This is a genomic window from Colwellia chukchiensis (assembly GCF_002104455.1).
In the GTDB taxonomy this organism is placed as follows: Bacteria; Pseudomonadota; Gammaproteobacteria; order Enterobacterales; family Alteromonadaceae; genus Cognaticolwellia; species Cognaticolwellia chukchiensis.
This window is the reverse complement of record NZ_NBOC01000001.1, coordinates 392,296-412,178: the sequence shown is the minus strand read 5'-3', so window position 1 is coordinate 412,178 and position 19,883 is coordinate 392,296. Positions and strand designations below refer to the sequence as shown.

The following is a 19,883-nucleotide window of genomic DNA, read 5'->3' as shown; positions in this document are numbered from 1 at the left end:
AGTCATAACATTGCTGATTGTTTGAAAATATCGTGATATTTTGATGACGATTACGACATTAAAACGGTTTCACCGGTAATGCTCTTACTATTAAACTCATGAGATTTATCAACAGATTAAATTGTTTGCATTTAACTAGCTCGCGATTTATATTCACCATCTCATTCCAAAAATTCATGAGGTAAAATAGATAACTATATGCCGCGTAAACTTCCCACCGTTATCTCTTTGAATTGCTTTGAAGTTGCCGCTAGAACTGAAAGCTTCACTAAGGCCGCCGAAGAGTTATGTTTAACGCAAAGTGCTGTCAGCCGACAAGTAAAAAGTTTGGAAAAGTTTGTCGGATTTTTGTTGTTTGAGCGAGTAAAACAAAGACTTTATCTGACCGATGCTGGCAAAATATATAAGCAAAAAGTTAAAGAAATACTTGATCAATTAGAAAGCGTGCCACAAGACATCATTAAACGTATTTCAGGGCGTTTGGTCATAGGTGTGGAAGACACTTTAACCATTACTTGGTTAATTCCAAAACTGAATGATTTTAAAAATAAATTTCCGGATATTGAAGTTGAAATCATGACCGATCTAGATAAGCTATACGTAAAACGAGAAGGTTTTGACGTCGGTATTATTTATGGTGATGCTCAATGGCCTGAGTGCAAAGCGCAATACTTAATGGATGAGCATTTAGTTGCCGTTTGTACCCCCGAATTATATGAACAATACGGCGAGGTTGATAAACTTAAAGACGTATTAAATTATCCTTTCCTTCAGCATACCGCAAAATTATCTTGCACTGTCGAATGGCTCACCGCGGCGGGACTAACACCGCAAGAAATTGACAAAGTCCCCGGCCCCCGATTTGAGCGCCTGAGATATATAGTTGAAGCGGCAGAGCATGGTTTAGGCATAGCCATTGTGCCTTACTACCAGGTCGCTAACCTTTTAAGTGAAAATAAATTAGTCTTGGCCCGAAAAAAACACTTCAAATGTATCGATGCTTATTATGTTGTATCTAAAAAAAGCAAAGCAGATGATTTGAAAATTAAAGAGTTTTCTAAATGGTTATTGAAGTGGAACAGCCACTAAATATCAAATAATAGTTAGAGACTCTTGTTCGTTGACATAGGCGGATAAGTCATCGAGCAAGCTTATACCAAGTTACATGCAAATTAGCCGCTCAATTTATGCCTTCAAGCTCTCACACTCTGCGCGCATTGCTGCTTGTTACCCCCCATGTCGTCGTTATTTATTTAATAATTACAATAACCAGTTTAAACAAAGTGCATCAAGCCCTAGACTATTGCCAGCAACTTTAACAACCGACTATCTGTCTCGCTAATGTTGTGCTTTTATCAAGCATGTTCATTGTTCAAGATGTTTTTTTAACAGGGCGTTATTTGGCGACTTGTTGACACTTGCTGCCCTTAAAAGCAAACAATAGCCAACAAACGCGTAAGTTCAGTGCCTAAAGTATGTCAGATCCCTTTAACTTACGTTAATATAACCCCGAAAATTTACTTATCCACCATCACTGGAGCAACTTTTGTTAAGAAAAATTACGCTGTTATCTGCCACCTTAGTGTTTAGCTCACTACTCTCGTTAAGCTTTAGCGCATCGGCTAACACAAAAAGCACCCAACTCAGCCAAGCAGCAAAAGCAACCGCTGACTATGCGGTGACAAGGTACCAAGATGATATGGTGGAGAGTTTACGGGCACTTGTTAAGCACAATACCGTTGCAGTTGACGGTCTTGGTGTTGATGACAATCCTGCCCATGTCGCCTTTAAAGCTGAGCTTAAAAAACAAGCCCAACAGCTAGGCTTTGACTATAGCGATCACGGTTATGTGGTGGTGATAGGTTTAGGCAAGCAAAAAGAGCGTGTCGGTGTTATTACCCATGGTGACGTACAGCCGGTAGACCCGAGCAAATGGCAAAAATCTCCGTTCGAGCTTGATACCAGCTCAGAGCCAGGTCGTTTAATTGGCCGTGGCACTGAAGATGATAAAGGCCCTATTGCCAGTGCTTTATATGCCATGAAAGCCATTAAAGATAACAAGATTGCGCTAAATAAGCGCATCGAATTATATGTTTACATGGCAGAAGAGTCAGACTGGCAGCCACTAAAAGATTATATAAAAGAGCATGACTTGCCCGAAATTAATATTACCCTAGATGCAGAATACCCAGTTGTTACTGCAGAAAAGGGCTATGGCACCATTAAATTGCTTTTTAACAAGCAGCAAACTGACACTATACACCCGTATATCAGTGAATTTACCGGCGGTTTTTTCGGTAGCCAAATTCCAGAAGATGCTAGCGCCACCATAAACAATGCCAATATCGTTTTACTTGAAAAACTAATGCGTAAAGCCGGTAGCTATCAAGGGCTCAAGGTTGAATTTGAATTAATAGAAAATACGCTAACCATCAAGGCATTAGGTAAGTCAGCGCACTCTTCAAAACCTGAAGAAGGACTGAATGCCATTCCCTACTTAGCGGACTTGTTATCAGATACGCGCTGGATTAATAATGGTCCGGGCACATTAGTTAACTTTATTAACGATAATATCGGTTTAGGCTTAGAAGGAAAGAAGTTTGGCAATATTGCCTATCAGGATGAGTTTATGGGGCCGATGACAGTATCACCCACAGTGATCAAACAAGCGGATAACAGTATCGAGCTCAACATCAACTTGCGCCGGCCACAAGGCAAAAGCAAACAACAATTGCACGATGAAATTCATCAAGCGGTGCAAAACTGGAATCATAAGTTTGCTGCCGATGTACAAGAGTTAGAGCACTATATTGGCGAGCCTTTTGTGCAAAAAGATGCGCCGCATATTGACACTTTATTGGCAGTTTTTAGCCATTACACAGGCATAAAAGACGCCAAACCAATTGCCATTGGCGGCGGCACTAACTCGCGCTTGTTTCCTAATGCGGTCAGTTTTGGTCCATCTATGCCCAATACTGCATACACTGGGCATTCAGAGCATGAATTTATTACCATGGCGCAGTTTGTTTTAAATTTAAAAATGTACACGGCGGTGTTGGTTGAGCTGGCGCAATAACAAAGGATTGCTGAAGCTCAAAGCGGTCAATTTTAAGCTGTAAGTTGCAAGTTTAAACAAAACAGCTTTGCGAAAAAACTTAATGCTTTGGTGTTGTTACGCTGGGGTAATATTATTTAACAAAATGGTTTATATGTGAGTGAGATGAAAAAAGTTTGTTTGGTCACGGGCGGAAGTTCAGGTATAGGGTTAGCGATTGTTAAACTGTTTTTGGCAAAAAACTATCAAGTATTTAACCTCGACATTAGTGCGTCAGGCTTTGGTGAGTTTTGCCAATGTGATATTACCAATACCGCACAAGTGACTGAAATCATTGCTGGTATTGCCGCGCAACAGGCGATTGATGTTTTGGTCTCTAACGCCGGCATTCACTTTTCAGGCAACATTGAAAATACCACTGAAGCGGATTTAGAGCGGGTATTTAACATCAATGTCAAAGGCGCTTACGCCGCGGTAAAAGCGGTATTACCGAGCATGAAAGCACAACAACACGGCGCAATTATTTTCATGGCCTCAGATCAAGCGCTTGTCGCTAAACATAACTCGTTTGCTTATAACTTAAGTAAAGCCGCGTTAGCTTCAATGGCAAAAACCACGGCGCTTGATTACGCACAATTTAATATTCGCGCCAATGCGGTATGCCCCGGCACCATAGCCACGCCGCTTTATCATCATGCAATTGATAATTACTGCGCAAAGTCAGGCGCCAATAAAGCTCAGGTACATGCCGAAGAAGCCGCATTACAGCCCCTAGGTCGACTAGGCCAAGCTGAAGAAGTGGCCGAGCTGGTATATTTTCTAGGTTCAGACAAAGCAAAATTTATTACAGGTAGCTTACAAGTCATTGATGGCGGCTACACAGCCCAATAGTACAAATATAACGCTGACCAATAAGCAGGTAGCATGAAAATAATTGACCCCCATTTGCATTTATTTGACCTTGCACTCGGTGACTATCAATGGCTAAAAGCTGATCAGGCACCGTTTTGGCCAGATAAACACCGCATTGCCAAAAACTTCACAGAACAAGACTTAACACTAACCCCGCCGTTAACGCTCGCAGGTTTTGTTCATATTGAAGCCGGTTTTGATAATCAGCAACCCTGGCGTGAAATTGCTTGGCTAGAAAACCACTGTCAACTGCCCTTTCGCAGCATTGCCATGCTCGACATTAGTTTAGCAAGCGCACATTTTAACCAGCAACTGACCAAATTAATGGCCTTTGAAAGCGTGGTTGGCATTCGCCATATTTTAGATGAGCATGCGCTCGCTATCCTTTGCAACCCAAATAGCCAAGCTAACCTGACAACATTAGCCGCGCACAAGCTTATTTTTGAGCTGCAAATGCCATTAACGGATACACCAGCGTTAGCGCAATTCATGAGTATACTGGCAAAAATACCTGAGCTTAAGGTTTGTGTAAACCACGCCGGCTGGCCCGTTACCGATAGTAAGCAACATCAGCTTTGGTTTAAAAACCTTACCCGATTAGCCGAGTTTACTCAGGTATTTATTAAATGCTCGGGCTTTGAAATGTTTGATAGAGACTATTTAGCCGCTTGGCAGCGACAAATTGTTCGCCAGTGCCTTGCCGCTTTTACCGTTAAACGTGTGATGTTAGCCAGTAACTTTCCGTTAAACATATTGCACTCAAGCTATCAAAACACCTGGCAAAACAACACGGAATTGCTATGTAGCACAACACAACGAGAGCTAGTATGTTTTGCCAATGCCGTGAGCTTTTATCAGTTAGCGCTCACCTAAGCACAGTTTCGGTTAAGTTGAAGCTTAAAAAATAAATCTCGCAATAACTGCAGCTTTAGCGCAAAATAATTTCATTATACGCAACATTTAGGTTAAACCATTTCGTTTAAACGCTTATGGATGCATTTGATAAAAAGATACTCAACATATTACAACACGACAGTACCGCTTCGGTGAGTGACGTAGCTAGCCAAGTTGGTCTGTCAACCACGCCCTGCTGGCGCCGCATTCAAGCCATGGAAAAGTCAGGCATTATTAAGGGCCGCGTAGCGCTAGCAGATCCTGAAAAGTTAAATGTTGGCTTAACCGTATTTGTCACCATAAAAACCAATCAACACAACCCCAAATGGCTCAGCGAATTTAGAAAAGTTGCCACAGATTTTCCTGAAATTTTAGAGTTTTATCGCATGAGTGGTGAAGTGGATTATTTACTGCGCGTGGTGGTACCTGATATGAAAGCCTATGACGGCTTTTATAAACGCTTAATCACGCGGGCAAGTTTTGCCGATATCAGCTCAAGCTTTGCCATGGAAGAGATCAAATACACCACAGCACTGCCGATTGATTATATTTAATAAACCTGAACAAGGTTAAGCAAAGCTGTCAGTAAAAAGAAAAAACAAACATAAGTAAACGCTAGTATCTCGTGTAGGCGCAGGCTGAAATTTGTTGGCTTTACTGACAGCTGATCGCTTTTAACTGACAACTTCCATATTTTATCGTTTTATTTCAACGCATTAACCGTAACATTAGGCGAGCGCTTCACCACCTCGTCATTAAGTTCAATGCCAATACCGGGGGCTTCAGAGACTTGAAAAAAACCATCAACTGGCTGTGGGTCTTGTAGACACAATTCACGATTCCAGTCTTTAATGGCATAAGTATGGTGCTCATGAATTAAAAAATTTGGGATCGCCGTTTCAAGGTGTAACGACGCTGCCGTTGCTACCGGGCCACCACAAACATGGGCTTGAATACGAATGTCATAAACATCGGCATAATCACAAACTTTTTTCGCTTCGGTAAAGCCGCCACATAAGCCGACATCGGGCTGTAATACGTCAATACTTTGATCTTCAAAGTAAGGGCGCACGTCCCAGCGATGATACAAACGCTCACCGCCAGCAATCGGCACATTAACATTATCCGAGACTTTTTTATGGACCGCCGAGTTTAAGTAATTCACCGGTTCTTCATAAAACATACAGCCGACTTCTTCAATCACGCGGCCCATTTGAATGGCGGAAGCGGCGCCCATCAATGAGTGCGACTCAAAAATAATATCAACATCTTCACCTACTGCATCTCGAATAGCGCGTAGCCTGTCACCAAACAAACGCATTTGTTTGGGCGTAAACAATTTAGTGCGATCAAACGACGAGCTACCGTCTTGGTTATACACTATCGGGTCCACTTTAACCGCGTCATAGCCTTGTGCCACAGCTTTTAACGCCGCTTCAGCATATTGCGCCGGCTCAATAAGCTTACGCACCTCACTATCCCAATCAAACTGTAACTGACTGGCATAAGTGCGCAATTTATCGTTAGTTTTTCCACCCAATAATTGATACACAGGCAAGCCCAACGCTTTACCTTTGATATCCCATAACGCCGTATCAATCGCGCTCATGGCGGCATAAAGTACCGGCCCGCCGCCTAAACCCCAGAAACTTTCTCTGAGCATGCGCGACCATAATAGTTCGGTATTAAAGGGATTAAAGCCAATCAATACCGCTTCGCTAATTTCTTTTAACATTGCCGCGGCAGCGCTATGACCCCAGTCATACGCTAAACCTGCTTCACCAACGCCAGAAATACCTTCATCGGTATGAACGCGAATAAATACTGGGTTCCAAGCGGGACGTTTTGGGCATTCAATATCAAAAATTTCTACATGAGTTACTTTCATTACTTTCTCGTTAATTACTGCTGTTGACTGTTAAACTTACACTTTATTTACCGTTATTATTGGGCAAAGCTGGCATCGGCTTGATAGACGCGGCGCAACATTGCCGGCCATGCTTTTTGTCCACCCGTTAAACCAGTGTGGACAATATTCGCTTGCGCTTTGATGCCATCAACGATGCTTTGCTCAACCAAAACCGGCTTGCTGCCGGTGGATAACACTTGTATTTGTATTTGACAGGCGCGGATCAAGTCATACATATGCATAAACGCATCACCTATAGTTTTACCAAGCGTAATTGCGCCATGATTGCGCAGCAGCATAAAGTTTTTATCACCTAAGTCTTGCTGTAAACGTAGCTTCTCATCTTCATTCACTGCTAAACCTTCATAATCGTGATAGCTTAACGACGCTAGGGCAAACATAGCGTATTGACTGATCGGCAATAAGCCCTCTTGTAAACTTGCCACCGCAACCGCCTCATTGCAATGCACATGCAAGACACACATTTCGTCATGACGCGCTTGGTGAATAGCACTATGAATGGTAAAGCCGGCAGGATTAAACTCAAATGGACAGTCGGCATCGACAATATTGCCTGCCATATCAATTTTCACTAAATTTGATGCGGTAATTTCGTCAAAACGCAAACCAAAGGCATTAATCAGCACATGCTCGGTACCCGGAATGCGCGCAGAAATATGGGTGTATATCAGATCGTCCCAACCATGCATGGCAATAAGCCGATAACAGGCGGCTAAATCGACCCGTATTTGCCATTCAGTTGCTGAAACTTTATTTTTTAAATTAACTACTGGAAGTGCTAACATCAGCGCTACGCCCTTTTGCTTGAAATATACATGATACTTAACTGTGCTTTGAATAGCACAAACCATATCCTATGATGACATAGAGTGAAAGCACCAGATATTCTTAGTTAGTACTAAAAGGTAAATTATGTGTATTTTGTTTATCGCCATTGAACAACACCCTGATTATCCGGTGATTATTTGTGCAAATCGCGATGAGTTTCATCAACGACCAACTCAAAACATACACTGGTGGCCGGGGCAAAACATTTTAGCGGGCAAAGATTTACAAGCCGGTGGCACTTGGCTTGGCTTAAACAGACAAGGCTATTTTTCTGCAATAACTAACTTTCGTCGACCGGCACACTTTGACAGCAACAAGTGCTCTCGCGGTGATTTAGTATTGCAAGCATTAAACCAGAACGCCACCACTACAGCGCAGTACTTAGCGCAAAGTGCAGAGCAATATAACGATTTTAATTTAGTGTTTGGTCCATTAAATCACTTGCAAGCGTTTGATAGCGTGAATAAAAAGTTTACCTCGCTAACTCCGGGTTTTCATAGTGTTTGTAATGGCGCTTTAGATGATATTTGGCCGAAGATGGCCTTAGGCTTGAACAGTATTGAAGCATTAATTAGCGCCAACAGCATTGATATTCAAGCTCTTTTTGATGTAATGAGCAACCAAACCACAGCCAATACACAAGACTTACCCGCTACTGGTATTAGCCCCGCACTAGAGTCATTACTTAGCAGTATTTTTATTCAATCTGCTGACTATGGCACTCGCTCAACCACACTCATTTTACAAGCCACTTGCGGCAAGGTTGAGGTTTTTGATCGCAATTACGATGTTGACGGCACTATTGTCGAGCAACGAAAATTTCAGTTATCTGCAACTAAGCCACTAACAATTCAATAACTAAATCAAGCGGCAGCTACCAGCAAAATCAGCCAGCAACCGCATAATTTAAGTAAACAATATTACAGCATTTGCCGGATTATGGCGGCAACAATGGCAATAAATACCACTATCCATAATATTTTCGAGTACTTTTGCTGTTGCTCTACCGCCATCGGCTTGCCAAAGCGCTGCCCCAATACCACCATCAAGGCCACAGCGGCAAAAACAAAAAATAAAATGATCAGTAAGGTCATAGTCAAGTGTATCCTGAAAAAAGTAACGATTTAGCGCTAGTATGCACAACCTTAGGCAATAAATCATGTCGATACGGAGAAAATCAAGCTCGGCTATCAACTGAGCTAACTACTGCATAATAAACATTAACCATAATAATTTTAATGTGATTTCACATCTGTGCTTTCTTTTTGAAATGAATCATTTACCATAGAAAGCTCTTATTCTTGTGAATGTAAATAGCATGGCAAATACTGATAGTTTTACCGATAAACGTCGATTCATCATCCGTTTAGGCAAAGCATTACATAAGTTTGGCACCCCAGCCTATCGCTTAGAATCTCATTTAACTGATATTTCTGAAAGCTTAGGCATTTATAGCTCTTTTGTTATTACTCCTACTTCCTTAACCTTTGTTTTATCTGAAGATGACGAGAATCAAGATTACAACCATATCTTACGCGTGGCTCCAGGTGATGTTGACTTAGGCTCACTCGCGCGTGTCGATGAACTAGTAGATGAAGTTACCTCAGGTGAGCGAACGCTTGGCGAAGCTATTGAACGTTTAGATGAAATAGCGAACAAACCTAACCCTTACGGCCGCTTTTTAACCTTTCTTGCTTTTGGCGCCTCAAGTGGTGCCTTTGCCATGCTAATGCACACCAGCTGGAATGATGTTTTTTGGTCAAGCTTATTAGGGTTAGTGGTATGTATCTTTACCTTTTGGGCTGAGCGCTCGCGTCGGGTAACGGATATGCTAGAGCCTATTGCGGCCATGACAACCGCCTTTTTAGCGACCGCGATTGCTTTAATTGATCCCAGTATTAACATTCCGCTCGTGGTGTTATCCAGTATTATTGCCTTTATTCCGGGCTTGTCTTTAACCTTGGCCTTATCAGAGCTTGCCGCTCGTAATTTAATGTCTGGCACAGCAAGGTTGATGGACGCCTTAATGATATTATTTAAAATTTATTTTGGCGGTGTATTAGGCATAGCCTTAGGTAAAATGCTTTGGGGTGAAGTTGCTTTTATTCAGCCGCCAAGCACGCCAGACTGGACCTCTTGGGCTGCCGTGACCACGTTATCGATAAGCTTAGTTATTTTATTTAAATGCCGAAAAAAAGACGCCCCCTGGGGCATTATGTCGGGTTATGTTGCTTTTGGCGCTAGTATACTTGGCGCAGAATACTTAGGTATTGCACTGGGTGCTTTTATTGGTGCTTATGCTTTAGGGCTGTACAGTAGTATCTTTTCGCGCGTTATGAATTTACCCTCAAGTATCGTTAAATTAATGGGCTTAGTCGTCTTGGTACCTGGTAGTAAGGTTTATATTGGCTTAAGTAATGCCGTGTCTGGGCAAACAATGCTAAATACTGCAGATATCGGCTCACAAACCTTTTTAATTTTTATGTCGTTAGTCGCAGGCTTGATTTTTGCCAATGTTTCCCTGCCATCAAGAAAAGATCTTTAAACATTATGATTAATGCAGGATACCGATGTTAATGGCCAGTAAAGCTAGCTATCACCATGGCGATTTGCGTAAATCACTGATAGCAACCGCTACTGAAATGGTTGCACAAGCCGGTGTAGAAAGCTTATCACTACGAAAACTGGCCGAACGCATCGGTGTTTCTCGCACCGCAGCCTATCACCATTTTACCGATAAAAATGCGTTATTATGTGCCATTGCCGAACAAGGTTTTAAGCAGTGGCATCAGCAGGCCAGCGAAATTTTCACCGCCAATACTTTAACCCCCGAAGCTAAGTTTCGACAGTTTGTGCATGCTTATATTGGCTTTGCTACCGAAAACCCGTCACTATATGAGCTGATGTTTGGTGGTATTATTTGGAAAGAAAAGCAAAGTACAGAGACATTAAAAAGCATGGCTTACGCCAGTTTTAATTATCAGGTAGAAATGACTAAATTGTGGCAACAGCAAGGGGTGATCATCAACAATGAAAATAGCCTACGCTTAGCGCAAGTAAACTGGGCTACTCTGCATGGTATCGCCCGTTTAGTTATTGATGGCATCTACGCACAGTCAAGCCAAATTGATGAAATGTGTGAGTGTGCGGTTAAGGTCTTTCTTGCCAGCAACAATAATGCAACATGAAATTTATGAGGTAAGTTCGTCATGACAGCTAGCCGCTCAGAAAAACTCGCACAATTTGAAGAGTTTTTCGCTATTAACTATCGCTTTACTATTAATGCTCTTGTTATTGAGTCAAGTAAGCTGCCAAGTTATAACGAGTTTCTTACTCAGATGCCAACGCCATTTAAGCTCGCCTCAGACGTCAATACCTTAGAGCAAAGCGCCTTACGGCCACTGCAAGCCGTCGCCGGCGTAGCACAGCAATTAATGGACTACTTAAGTTACCAAGCGGAAAAAGTTGATCTGCTACTTGGCTATATTTTAAGTCAACAAGATCAAGCCAGCGCCCGCTACCAAGCAGAGCAATTTGGTGGCAGCGGTATCCTATTTAGCACTAACATAGCCGCGCCATTTAAGGCTGGCGACTTTCTTGAATTAAAGCTTTTCTTTAATGATGATAATTTTGCCATCTACTGTATCGGCGAAATTATTGACGCGACGCTTAGCGGGCAACAACAAACATTTAAGGTTATTTTTCATCATATACGCGAAGCAGACCAAGAAGCACTAGTTCGGCTCAGTTTGCATCAGCAATCTAAGCAGCTACAAGCACTTGCCCAGCAACGTAAGCAAGCGAATAAAAACAAATAGTGTTAATTTTAGCAAACGCCTAGTCACTTAATTTGCCACTAGGCTTATCTTTCAATGGCTATTATTACTGTTAATCAGCGTTTAGCGCGATATCGCACCTTAAAAGTAACATCTATTAATATTCATAGCTCTTAGCAAATAAAACCTATTACTTGCTAATTTTCTCCGTAAACGTTAAATAAACCCATTCAGCTCTAAATAAAAATAAACTCTGTTGTGCGCGCAAAGGCGCTGTTATTACGCCCGATAACGCGACTGTCTCACAAAGCGTTAAAAAAGCGCTTTCTTCACTAAACATTGCTTACGCTATTATTTTTAAGCTTTTGAAATTGATAAAATATTTTGATTAATAACCTCAAAATTATTCTCTTTCTTATTGTCGAATTTAACGACACTATCTGCTGGCAACCCATTTATGCATTTTTTTAACAAGGTATAAAACAATGAACATTGATAGCTATGCAGATCCTGATATTGATGATGATTTAAATTTTGACACGGGTATTGCTGGTTTTGAAATTGCCTATAGTTCAAGCAATAAAACCGTTATGCGTAAAACAGCAAAACAAAAGTATCAAACCAGACAAAGACTAGACTCACTTAATGAAAAAAGATTTCTTGAACGACAACTCGACACCTTGAGTGATTACTGGGACGACTAAGCGCGGAAAAGGTTTTTGGCTAATAACAACAATTAGCTATAGGTTTTTAGATAAGCTAAGAAAAATAACTAGCTCATTACACTGTGAGCTAGTTATCTTCAGCACACAAGTATCCTAGCGAGTGCAATAAGCAGCATTCAGTGCAAAGTAGGTTCAGGTAACGCGCTTGATGTTGATCTTTGCGCAATTATTACTATTTAAACCACACTTTGCCACCAATAAATTTATAAGCGGGTAAGCCTCTGATGATGACTTCTCTAGCAAACGGCTTTTGACAATTTGGGCATATGCAAGGCACTAGGGTATGATCTTGGCTTATGCGAGTTTTAAAGCTTTTCACTAACGCGCCTTTACCGCCCTTGCGATACTTAAATAACAAGGCGTTACAAGTGCGACAGAAAATATCGACGGTTTTGCTAGGGCCTTTTTTATTGGGTTTTGCCATGCTTTTACTGCTGTACCTGTCTTTTGCTCGTGGTAACTAAATTATTGTTAAATAGCGGCTAAAATCTATAACCGCTATCTGCTCTACCTTGCTCAAGCACTAGCAGCGATAAAGCTAAGTTCGCACATCTAGTAACCTGCCGCCTGACCATCTTTTCTTGATTCAGACGCGCCATAATACACTTTTTCTTTATCATCCCACATAATGGCTTGATATCCCCCATAACCGCCAACATCAAAGCCTACTTTATGACCGCGCTGTATTAAGCCACGCACGGTTTGGTAAGGGATATTGGACTCAATCACCAGTTGCCCACCATCTACTAAAGTTTTGCCGTTAGCTTCAGTGGGCTCAGTTGAGCCATAGTGTTGCCAACGCGTGGCATCGCCCGCTTCTTGTAGGTTCATACCAAAATCAATAATATTGGTAATGATTTGCACATGTCCTTGCGGCTGCATAGCGCCGCCCATTAAACCAAAGCTCATAAATGGCTTTTGATCTTTCATGACAAACGCCGGAATTATGGTATGAAACGGACGCTTATTAGGTTGGTAAACATTGGCATGGCTTTCGTCCATTGAGAATAGCTGGCCGCGATCTTGAAATACAAACCCCAACCCTGGGACAACCACACCTGAGCCCATGCCGCGGTAGTTGCTTTGGATCAACGACACCATGTTACCCGCTTTGTCGGCGGTGGTTAAATAAATAGTATCACCTTGATACATAGCTGGGTTACCTACATCAACCCGCTTCGCCGCGCGCGTTCCAATTTGCTTTTTACGCGCCATCGCGTACCTTTTATCTAATAAGCCCTGTAACGGTACATCATAAAACGCCGGATCAGCATAAAACTTTGCGCGATCTTCAAAGGCAAGCTTTTTTGCTTCTGTCATCACATGCAAACTTTGCTCAGACAGAAAACCCATTTTGGCTAAGTCATAAGACTCTAATATATTTAGCATTTGCAACGCTGCAATACCTTGTCCATTCGGTGGTAACTCAAATACGTCGTAGCCACGATAATTCGTGGATACCGGCTCTACCCAAGTGGAAGTATGACTTGATAAATCAGCGCGGGTAATATAACCGCCGTTTGCTTTCATAAAAGCATCAATTTTATCGGCAATTTCACCTTGGTAGAAAGCCGAACGACCTTGCTCAGCAATTAATGATAACGTATTGCCAAGTGCTGGATTCTTAAAAATTTGCCCTTTACGCGGCGCCTTACCAGCAAGTGTAAATGTCTCTTTAAAGCTACCCACTTGTACCGAAAGTCGCGGCACACTGCGCTGCCAATAATAAGCAATCAGCTCACTGACGGGAAAGCCATTGTTGGCATAATCAATCGCTGGGGCGAGTAATTCTTTCATCGCCATATGACCAAATTTATCATGCATTTCAAACCAACCATCGACAGTACCTGGTACCGAAATCGGTAACATGCCGTAGGGCGGGATATCATCACGCTTTAATGCCGCAAGCTCTGTTTTTAATTTGGCGAAGGTTAATGATTGAGGTGAGCGACCACTCGCGTTAAGCCCATAAAGCTTTTGACTTTTTGCATGCCAAATAATGGCAAACAAATCACCACCAATGCCGTTACCCGTTGGTTCCATTAACCCCAAAGCAGCATTAGCCGCAATCGCGGCATCAATGGCATTGCCGCCCGCTTTAAGTATTTGCAAACCTATTTGCGTTGCCAAAGGTTGGCTAGTTGCCACCATACCATTAGCGGCAATCACTTCGGACCGAGTTGCCTGTACATCGCCAGTGATTCGGTCGGCACTGGCATTAAATGCCAAAATTAATGTGCCGCCAAGAAAGATAACTAGCTTAGAAAGCTTACTGAGTTTACTTGCCTGCGTTTTTGTCATGTAATTTTCTCATTATATTAATCGTCTACTATTGATAGCATGTGCAGGAAAAATCTACAAAAGTAACACGTTAACTGCCGCGTTTTTTACGCTGAAAAGCGGCACCCGATCAACAATCAAGTTGAAAATATTGCAGCACCTAACGTTAGCTGATTTAATGTATTAGGGTTGCAAAAAATAACTTACGCCCGCAAAGACACAAGCATAAGTAATTAAAAAGGCGTAATAAAACGTAAATTTTAGCCGCCAACTAGCATGGTGGAAACAGGAAACCTATGAACATCAGCAAAAGAAATTTTTTAAAAGCCAGCACGGCAAGTATGGCGACATTAGCAGTAACTGGCGCTAGCCTTCACTCAAGCGCGCTTGCTGCTAGTAATAACGCCAGCGCCAACACATCACAAGTTTCTGGCCTTAAAAATATTACCGGCTCGGTTTCAGCAATCACTAGCGCTGAGCGATACCAACGCATAGCCAAAGCGCAAAAATTAATGCAACAACTTGATATTGCCGCGCTGATCCTCGAGCCAGGGGCAGCGATGGACTACTTTTCTGGCGTACAGTGGTGGCGCAGTGAGCGATTAACCGCAGTGATCATCCCCCGTGAAGGTAAGGTTGCAGTGGTTTGTCCATTTTTTGAAGAGCCGAGTGTGCGAGAGAGCCTAGCGGTAGGTGAAGACATTCGGGTTTGGCAAGAGCATGAAAGCCCATTTGTATTAATTAAGCAAATATTAGCCGATGCTAAGTTAACGCAAGGGAAAATCGCCTTTGAAAACTCGGTGCGTTATTTTGTGCTCAGCGGTGTCATGGCAGAGCTAAGTGATATGACTCATGTCAGTGCTGAGCCCGTAACAAGGGGCTGTCGCATGTATAAAAGCCAACATGAGCTGACACTGATGCACAAAGCAAACGAAATAACTTTGCTAGCCTACGCTGATGTTTGGTCAAAGCTAGAAGTTGGCATGAGCCAAGGCGAGGTCAAATCGTTAATGCAGCAAGCGCAAACGCAATTAGGTGGCAAAGGTGTTTGGAATATGGCGCTTTTTGATCAAGCCAGTGCCTACCCGCATGGCACTAAACAGCAGCTAGCGCTAAAAGAAGGCTCAATTGTGTTGATGGATTGCGGCTGTAATGTCCATGGCTATCAATCAGATATAAGCCGCACCTTTGTCTTTGGTGAGCCAACTAAGCGCCAGCGCGACGTTTGGCAAACGGTGCGACAAGGGCAAAATATCGCCTTTGCAGCAGCAAAATTAGGCAGCCAAGCCGGCCGTGTTGATGATGCCGTGCGTAAATTTTACCAAGGCCAAGGCTTTGGCCCGGGCTACCAGCTACCAGGGCTTTCACACCGTACCGGTCATGGCATCGGCATGGAAGGACACGAAAGTGTTAATTTTGTTCATGGTGAAACTGAACTTTTAAAACCAAGCATGTGTTTTTCTAATGAGCCAGGTATTTATCTGCCAGGCGAGTTTGGTGTCCGTTTAGAAGATTGCATTTACCTAACAGAAAACGGGCCACAATGGTTTACCATGCCGCCTAGCTCGTTAGACGAGCCTATTGGTAAGCTAGTAACAATGGCTTAAAACTGGTGCTATAAGCGCCTATATACCGTCTGTTTTACTGTTGAGTTTACGCTGAGTCGGTTAATTGTTGGATAAATTGTTGCAACGCGGTTGCCGCGCTAGCGATACTCTGGCTTAATTGCCGTAATTGCTCATCTGAGAGCGGCCGCAATTTTGCTGATAGCTCTAAGTCTTGGCAAAGCTGATGCAACGCACGCAAACCAAGACCAATCGCTGCGCCTTTGAGTTTGTGTAATAACTGCACTTGCTCGTTAGCCGTTAATAAATCAGCATTATAGCAACATGATGCGGGGAGATTTTATTCCGCACTGGCAGCGCTTACTGCCGCTTGGCTCGCGTTTGATGAGCAGTATTTAGCAGAGCAACCCTAAGTTAGCGTGCTAATCAGTACACACTTGTGCGCTTTGGCATTGGCCAACAATGTTACACTCTGTTACTGTAATAGTCTTGGCAACCGACCTGTCGGTCGGTTAGACTAAGGCATATATGGTCAAAGGGGGTAACATATTCAAATGAGAGATGCAGAGTTAACGCGGCAAAAAATACTCACCGTTAGCGCCGATGAAATTCACAAAAATGGCTTTACTGCCACTAGTTTATCTTGCATTTTGGCGCGCTGTGACATCTCTAAAGGCGCGTTATACCATCATTTTACCAATAAACTGGAGTTAGGTTATGCGGTATTTGAAGAAGTATACGCCCCTGCATTTATTGCCTTATGGCAACCTCCAGTAGAAGCTGAAGACCCCATAGCAGGGCTTTGTGATTTTTTCAGCGCTATGTCGAAAAATATGAGTTGTGATGAAATTGTTTGCGGTTGTCCATTAAACAATTTGTGCCAAGAAATGTCAGCGATTGACGAAGGCTTTCGCATTCGTATTCTTGCCATGCAGCAGCAATTAAACCTGCTGATCGCCACTAATTTAGCACGGGTTAGTCATCAGCTTCAGCCGGGTCTTGATTTTAGTCAAGTGGCTTATTTTATCGTTGCCACTTTTCATGGCTCGTCAAGTTTGAGCAAAAGCTCATTAAATAAAGAGTTGTTTGACAAAGTCATCAAAGAACTCTGTCGTTATATTAGACAGCTAAAACGCTAACCGCACCGATAACCACCAAGTTAACATTTCTTAACACTTTAAGCTCTGACTTAGCAGTAAAAAGTATTTACAGACCGCATGGTCGGTATGTATAATGCGCGACATTAATTAGCTTTACTTTAACTTCATTCGCCAGCGTTTAGGGACCAACATGAAAAACCTCATCATACTGTTAGTGATGCTATTTAGCATGATGCAAAGCAATGTCACCACAGCCACTCCAGCAACAGACACACCGCAACAAGTCATTGAAAGTGCGGGTAACAGCCTATTCGCTCGCATTGCCAGTAACCAAGACGCCTTGCAAAAGTTTCCAGAGCTGATGCGAGATATTGTCGAAGAAGAGTTGATGCCTTCGGTGGATCATCAATACGCGGCTTTTAAAATTTTAGGTCGTCATTTAAGAAGCACGTCACAAGAGCAGCGCGTTAACTTCGTCAACGCTATGCGCTCTTATTTAGTACGCACTTACGCAAATGCCCTAACTCAATATACAAATCAAAAGGTGATTTACGAGCCCGCATCACCATTAGCAGCTAACGCTAGAGCCGCCTCGGTAAATATCAAAATTGTAGATAATAACCGCCCTGATATCAGAATTACCTTTCAAATGCGTAAAGACCGAAATACTCAACAATGGCGTGCTTACGATATGGTGGTCGAAGGTATTTCATTAATTAGCAGCAAACAGGCGGAGTTCAATCGCAAAATAGCCTCTTTTGGTTTAGATCAAGTAACGTTAGAGCTGGCATCTATTAGCAAGTAAATATCGCTTACGCATAGCACTAAGCCAACAGCTAATGTTGGCTTTTTTATAAAAATCAATTGTTTAATTGCCCATTATTTTATCAAGCTGTTCAAGCGAAATTACCTAGCCGCTTAGGTCAGTTAAGCGGCTTACTCTAGTAACGCGTGCTAGCAGCTTGCGCCTACATATCGGTCATAAAAAAAATCTCAGATATAATTTCTAAATAGTTAAATAACGCTATACTTATGAGATGGTTTTCATGCTGCGTAGCAAAAAATGTTGGCACCTGTGTCACCACAAAATGAAGAATGTCGATTAGCCTCTTTGCACTCTTTGCGGATTTTAGATACCGAGCCTGAAGAGCGTTTTGATCGTATAACTCGCTTAGCAAAAAAATTATTTAATGTTCCTATCGCTTTAGTCAGTTTGGTGGATAAAGACCGACAGTGGTTTAAGTCCGCCAATGGCTTAAATGCCAGAGAAACCAGTAGAGATATATCTTTTTGTGGCCATGCCATCCATACGAATGAAACCTTTATTGTTGAGGACGCCTTAAAAGATCAGCGTTTTTATGACAACCCGCTCGTCACCCAGGCCCCCAAGATCCGGTTTTATGCCGGGCAACCTATTACCTCCCCTAGTGGCGAAAATATTGGCACCCTTTGCATCATAGATACCAAAGCAAGAAGGTTAAATAAACAAGACATCGCTTCGCTCACTGACATGGCAGCATTGGTTAGCAATGAATTTACTTCCTTGCAGTTAGCTACCATAGATGAATTAACCAGTATAACTAATCGCCGCGGTTTTAAGCGGGTCAGTCAACACTGCATTGAGTTAGCGGCAAGACAAAATAAACACTGCCATTTAGCCTACTTTGATCTTAACAACTTTAAAACTTTAAATGACAATTACGGTCACAGGGTTGGCGATCAGGTATTGAAAGTATTTGCACAAGAAATGAAAAAGACCTACCGAATGTCTGATATCTGCGCCAGAATAGGCGGCGATGAGTTTGTGGTTTTGCTGACCAACACCCATATAGAAACCGCGAAAAGAGTCATCAAGCGCTTTGCTAATAATTTAATTTCCGTCAGTAAACAACTCAATATTCCCTATCAAATATCTTTTGCCTGCGGTGTCGTCACTTACGATGAAAACGCGCATGCTGATATCGAACATCTACTTAATGACGCCGATAAAGCCATGTACAAAAATAAGTGCAATAGGTAATAGGCTAATACACAGCAACAAGATTATTAATCATGCGCTAATGCCTTTAAACGTAGCTGACGTTAATAGTAATTTACTTTAAGAGTTGACAAATTCAAGCATAAAAAAGGGTGATAACATCGCTGTGATCAAATGACCTTTAAAATGGACATGGTTGCCATGCTTTATTAAAGAGTCATCGTGCTCCCTTAATACAATTTTGATCAACATCGTGTCACATTGTTTTTAGGGTGAATGTTGACCAGAGTTTCGCCTAAAGAAATTAAACGTTATAAATCAATAGATTGAGAATTAGTTGAAAACTGTTTTTTTTACTTCGTTGATTTTACTGATAATTTTCAGTTTATCCTATGATGAATATACGATAGGCATTTCAGCCTCAACCACTTAAAACAAAAAAAGGCAATAACATCTCTGTTACTACCCTTTATCTTATATGTAAGTGTATTGAATCAGCTAGTGATTTTCAGACACCATATTGACCGTATATTTGGGAATTTCTACCACTAGGTCTTCATCACCCACTAAGGCTTGGCAACTAAGACGAGACTCAGGCTCTAACCCCCAAGCTTTATCTAACATATCATCTTCAAGCTCATCACTTTCAGCAATAGAATCAAAGCCTTCTCTTATGATCATATGGCAGGTGGTACAAGCGCAAACTTTTTCACAGGCATGCTCAACGCCAATATCGTTTTTTAAGGCCACGTCTAATACGCTTTCGCCTTTTTCAGCTTGAACAACCGCCCCATCAGGACAAAGTTCTTCATTGGGTAAAAATATAATTTGTGGCATCTA

At 42.2% G+C, this 19,883-nt stretch carries 21 protein-coding genes; 14 read left to right on the top strand and 7 right to left on the bottom strand.

All coding sequences use genetic code 11. From position 1 onward, the window contains the following. Positions 1 to 198 precede the first annotated feature (198 nt). From B6K83_RS01885 to B6K83_RS01865, 5 genes are all read left to right on the top strand, one after another. Positions 199 to 1,089, top strand: coding sequence for a LysR substrate-binding domain-containing protein (locus B6K83_RS01885; RefSeq protein ID WP_085282676.1), 891 nt, complete (start codon positions 199 to 201; stop codon positions 1,087 to 1,089). A gap of 457 nt (positions 1,090 to 1,546) precedes the next feature. Continuing rightward, complete coding sequence (locus tag B6K83_RS01880; protein ID WP_085282674.1) at positions 1,547 to 3,076, top strand: dipeptidase; 1,530 nt, start codon at positions 1,547 to 1,549, stop codon at positions 3,074 to 3,076. A gap of 144 nt (positions 3,077 to 3,220) precedes the next feature. Further along, positions 3,221 to 3,946 (top strand): SDR family NAD(P)-dependent oxidoreductase, encoded by a 726-nt coding sequence (locus tag B6K83_RS01875; RefSeq protein WP_085282672.1) that lies wholly within the window; start codon positions 3,221 to 3,223, stop codon positions 3,944 to 3,946. A 33-nt stretch (positions 3,947 to 3,979) separates the two neighbouring features. Then, complete coding sequence (locus tag B6K83_RS01870) at positions 3,980 to 4,840, top strand: amidohydrolase family protein (RefSeq protein ID WP_085282670.1); 861 nt, start codon at positions 3,980 to 3,982, stop codon at positions 4,838 to 4,840. Between the two features lie 116 nt (positions 4,841 to 4,956). Further along, positions 4,957 to 5,415 carry an Lrp/AsnC family transcriptional regulator gene (locus tag B6K83_RS01865; RefSeq protein ID WP_085282668.1) on the top strand — a complete coding sequence of 153 codons (459 nt, stop codon included), beginning with the start codon at positions 4,957 to 4,959 and terminating at the stop codon, positions 5,413 to 5,415. A gap of 149 nt (positions 5,416 to 5,564) precedes the next feature. Here B6K83_RS01865 and B6K83_RS01860 read toward each other — a convergent pair whose 3' ends face one another. After that, complete coding sequence (locus B6K83_RS01860) at positions 5,565 to 6,749, bottom strand: mandelate racemase/muconate lactonizing enzyme family protein (protein ID WP_085282666.1); 1,185 nt, start codon at positions 6,747 to 6,749, stop codon at positions 5,565 to 5,567. A gap of 56 nt (positions 6,750 to 6,805) precedes the next feature. Further along, a complete protein-coding gene (locus tag B6K83_RS01855; protein WP_085283286.1) occupies positions 6,806 to 7,576 on the bottom strand; it encodes a class II aldolase/adducin family protein in 771 nt (256 codons plus the stop codon). 127 nt (positions 7,577 to 7,703) lie between these two features. On the opposite strand from B6K83_RS01855, the gene B6K83_RS01850 reads away from it, so the two are divergent. Beyond that, entirely contained in the window at positions 7,704 to 8,477 is a 774-nt protein-coding gene (locus tag B6K83_RS01850; protein WP_085282664.1) for an NRDE family protein, read from the top strand. Positions 8,478 to 8,539: 62 nt separating this feature from the next. On the opposite strand, the gene B6K83_RS18285 is transcribed toward B6K83_RS01850, so the two are convergent. After that, positions 8,540 to 8,713, bottom strand: coding sequence for a hypothetical protein (locus B6K83_RS18285; protein WP_158088306.1), 174 nt, complete (start codon positions 8,711 to 8,713; stop codon positions 8,540 to 8,542). A gap of 224 nt (positions 8,714 to 8,937) precedes the next feature. On the opposite strand from B6K83_RS18285, the gene B6K83_RS01845 reads away from it, so the two are divergent. The 4 genes from B6K83_RS01845 to B6K83_RS01830 all read left to right on the top strand — a co-directional run bounded on the left by B6K83_RS01845 (position 8,938) and on the right by B6K83_RS01830 (position 12,099). Next, the gene (locus tag B6K83_RS01845; protein WP_085282662.1) at positions 8,938 to 10,164 is read left to right on the top strand and encodes a threonine/serine exporter family protein; all 1,227 of its coding nucleotides are present in this window, start codon (positions 8,938 to 8,940) and stop codon (positions 10,162 to 10,164) included. A 31-nt stretch (positions 10,165 to 10,195) separates the two neighbouring features. After that, the gene (locus tag B6K83_RS01840) at positions 10,196 to 10,807 is read left to right on the top strand and encodes a TetR/AcrR family transcriptional regulator (RefSeq protein ID WP_085283284.1); all 612 of its coding nucleotides are present in this window, start codon (positions 10,196 to 10,198) and stop codon (positions 10,805 to 10,807) included. Positions 10,808 to 10,828: 21 nt separating this feature from the next. Continuing rightward, on the top strand, positions 10,829 to 11,437 hold the full coding sequence (locus tag B6K83_RS01835; protein ID WP_085282660.1) for a PilZ domain-containing protein: 609 nt from the start codon (positions 10,829 to 10,831) through the stop codon (positions 11,435 to 11,437). 443 nt (positions 11,438 to 11,880) lie between these two features. Next, entirely contained in the window at positions 11,881 to 12,099 is a 219-nt protein-coding gene (locus B6K83_RS01830) for a hypothetical protein (protein ID WP_085282658.1), read from the top strand. A 193-nt stretch (positions 12,100 to 12,292) separates the two neighbouring features. Here the strand turns inward: B6K83_RS01830 and B6K83_RS01825 are convergent, their stop codons facing one another. Next, positions 12,293 to 12,544 carry a hypothetical protein gene (locus B6K83_RS01825; protein ID WP_085282656.1) on the bottom strand — a complete coding sequence of 84 codons (252 nt, stop codon included), beginning with the start codon at positions 12,542 to 12,544 and terminating at the stop codon, positions 12,293 to 12,295. Positions 12,545 to 12,672: 128 nt separating this feature from the next. Beyond that, the gene (gene ggt, locus B6K83_RS01820) at positions 12,673 to 14,421 is read right to left on the bottom strand and encodes a gamma-glutamyltransferase (RefSeq protein ID WP_085282654.1); all 1,749 of its coding nucleotides are present in this window, start codon (positions 14,419 to 14,421) and stop codon (positions 12,673 to 12,675) included. A gap of 275 nt (positions 14,422 to 14,696) precedes the next feature. Between ggt and B6K83_RS01815 the strand changes: the two genes are divergently transcribed. After that, positions 14,697 to 16,007 carry a M24 family metallopeptidase gene (locus B6K83_RS01815; RefSeq protein WP_085282652.1) on the top strand — a complete coding sequence of 437 codons (1,311 nt, stop codon included), beginning with the start codon at positions 14,697 to 14,699 and terminating at the stop codon, positions 16,005 to 16,007. Positions 16,008 to 16,053: 46 nt separating this feature from the next. Here B6K83_RS01815 and B6K83_RS01810 read toward each other — a convergent pair whose 3' ends face one another. Beyond that, entirely contained in the window at positions 16,054 to 16,251 is a 198-nt protein-coding gene (locus B6K83_RS01810) for an Hpt domain-containing protein (RefSeq protein ID WP_085282649.1), read from the bottom strand. Positions 16,252 to 16,519: 268 nt separating this feature from the next. Between B6K83_RS01810 and B6K83_RS01805 the strand changes: the two genes are divergently transcribed. From B6K83_RS01805 to B6K83_RS01795, 3 genes are all read left to right on the top strand, one after another. Beyond that, positions 16,520 to 17,104, top strand: a complete 585-nt coding sequence (locus B6K83_RS01805; RefSeq protein WP_085282647.1) for a TetR/AcrR family transcriptional regulator — start codon at positions 16,520 to 16,522, stop codon at positions 17,102 to 17,104. Between the two features lie 151 nt (positions 17,105 to 17,255). After that, on the top strand, positions 17,256 to 17,870 hold the full coding sequence (locus B6K83_RS01800) for an MlaC/ttg2D family ABC transporter substrate-binding protein (protein ID WP_085282645.1): 615 nt from the start codon (positions 17,256 to 17,258) through the stop codon (positions 17,868 to 17,870). Between the two features lie 270 nt (positions 17,871 to 18,140). Then, positions 18,141 to 19,085, top strand: coding sequence for a sensor domain-containing diguanylate cyclase (locus B6K83_RS01795; protein WP_233143776.1), 945 nt, complete (start codon positions 18,141 to 18,143; stop codon positions 19,083 to 19,085). A gap of 456 nt (positions 19,086 to 19,541) precedes the next feature. Here B6K83_RS01795 and fdx read toward each other — a convergent pair whose 3' ends face one another. Further along, positions 19,542 to 19,880: an ISC system 2Fe-2S type ferredoxin gene (gene fdx / locus B6K83_RS01790; protein WP_085282641.1), complete on the bottom strand. Its 339-nt coding sequence runs from the start codon at positions 19,878 to 19,880 to the stop codon at positions 19,542 to 19,544. Positions 19,881 to 19,883 lie beyond the last annotated feature (3 nt).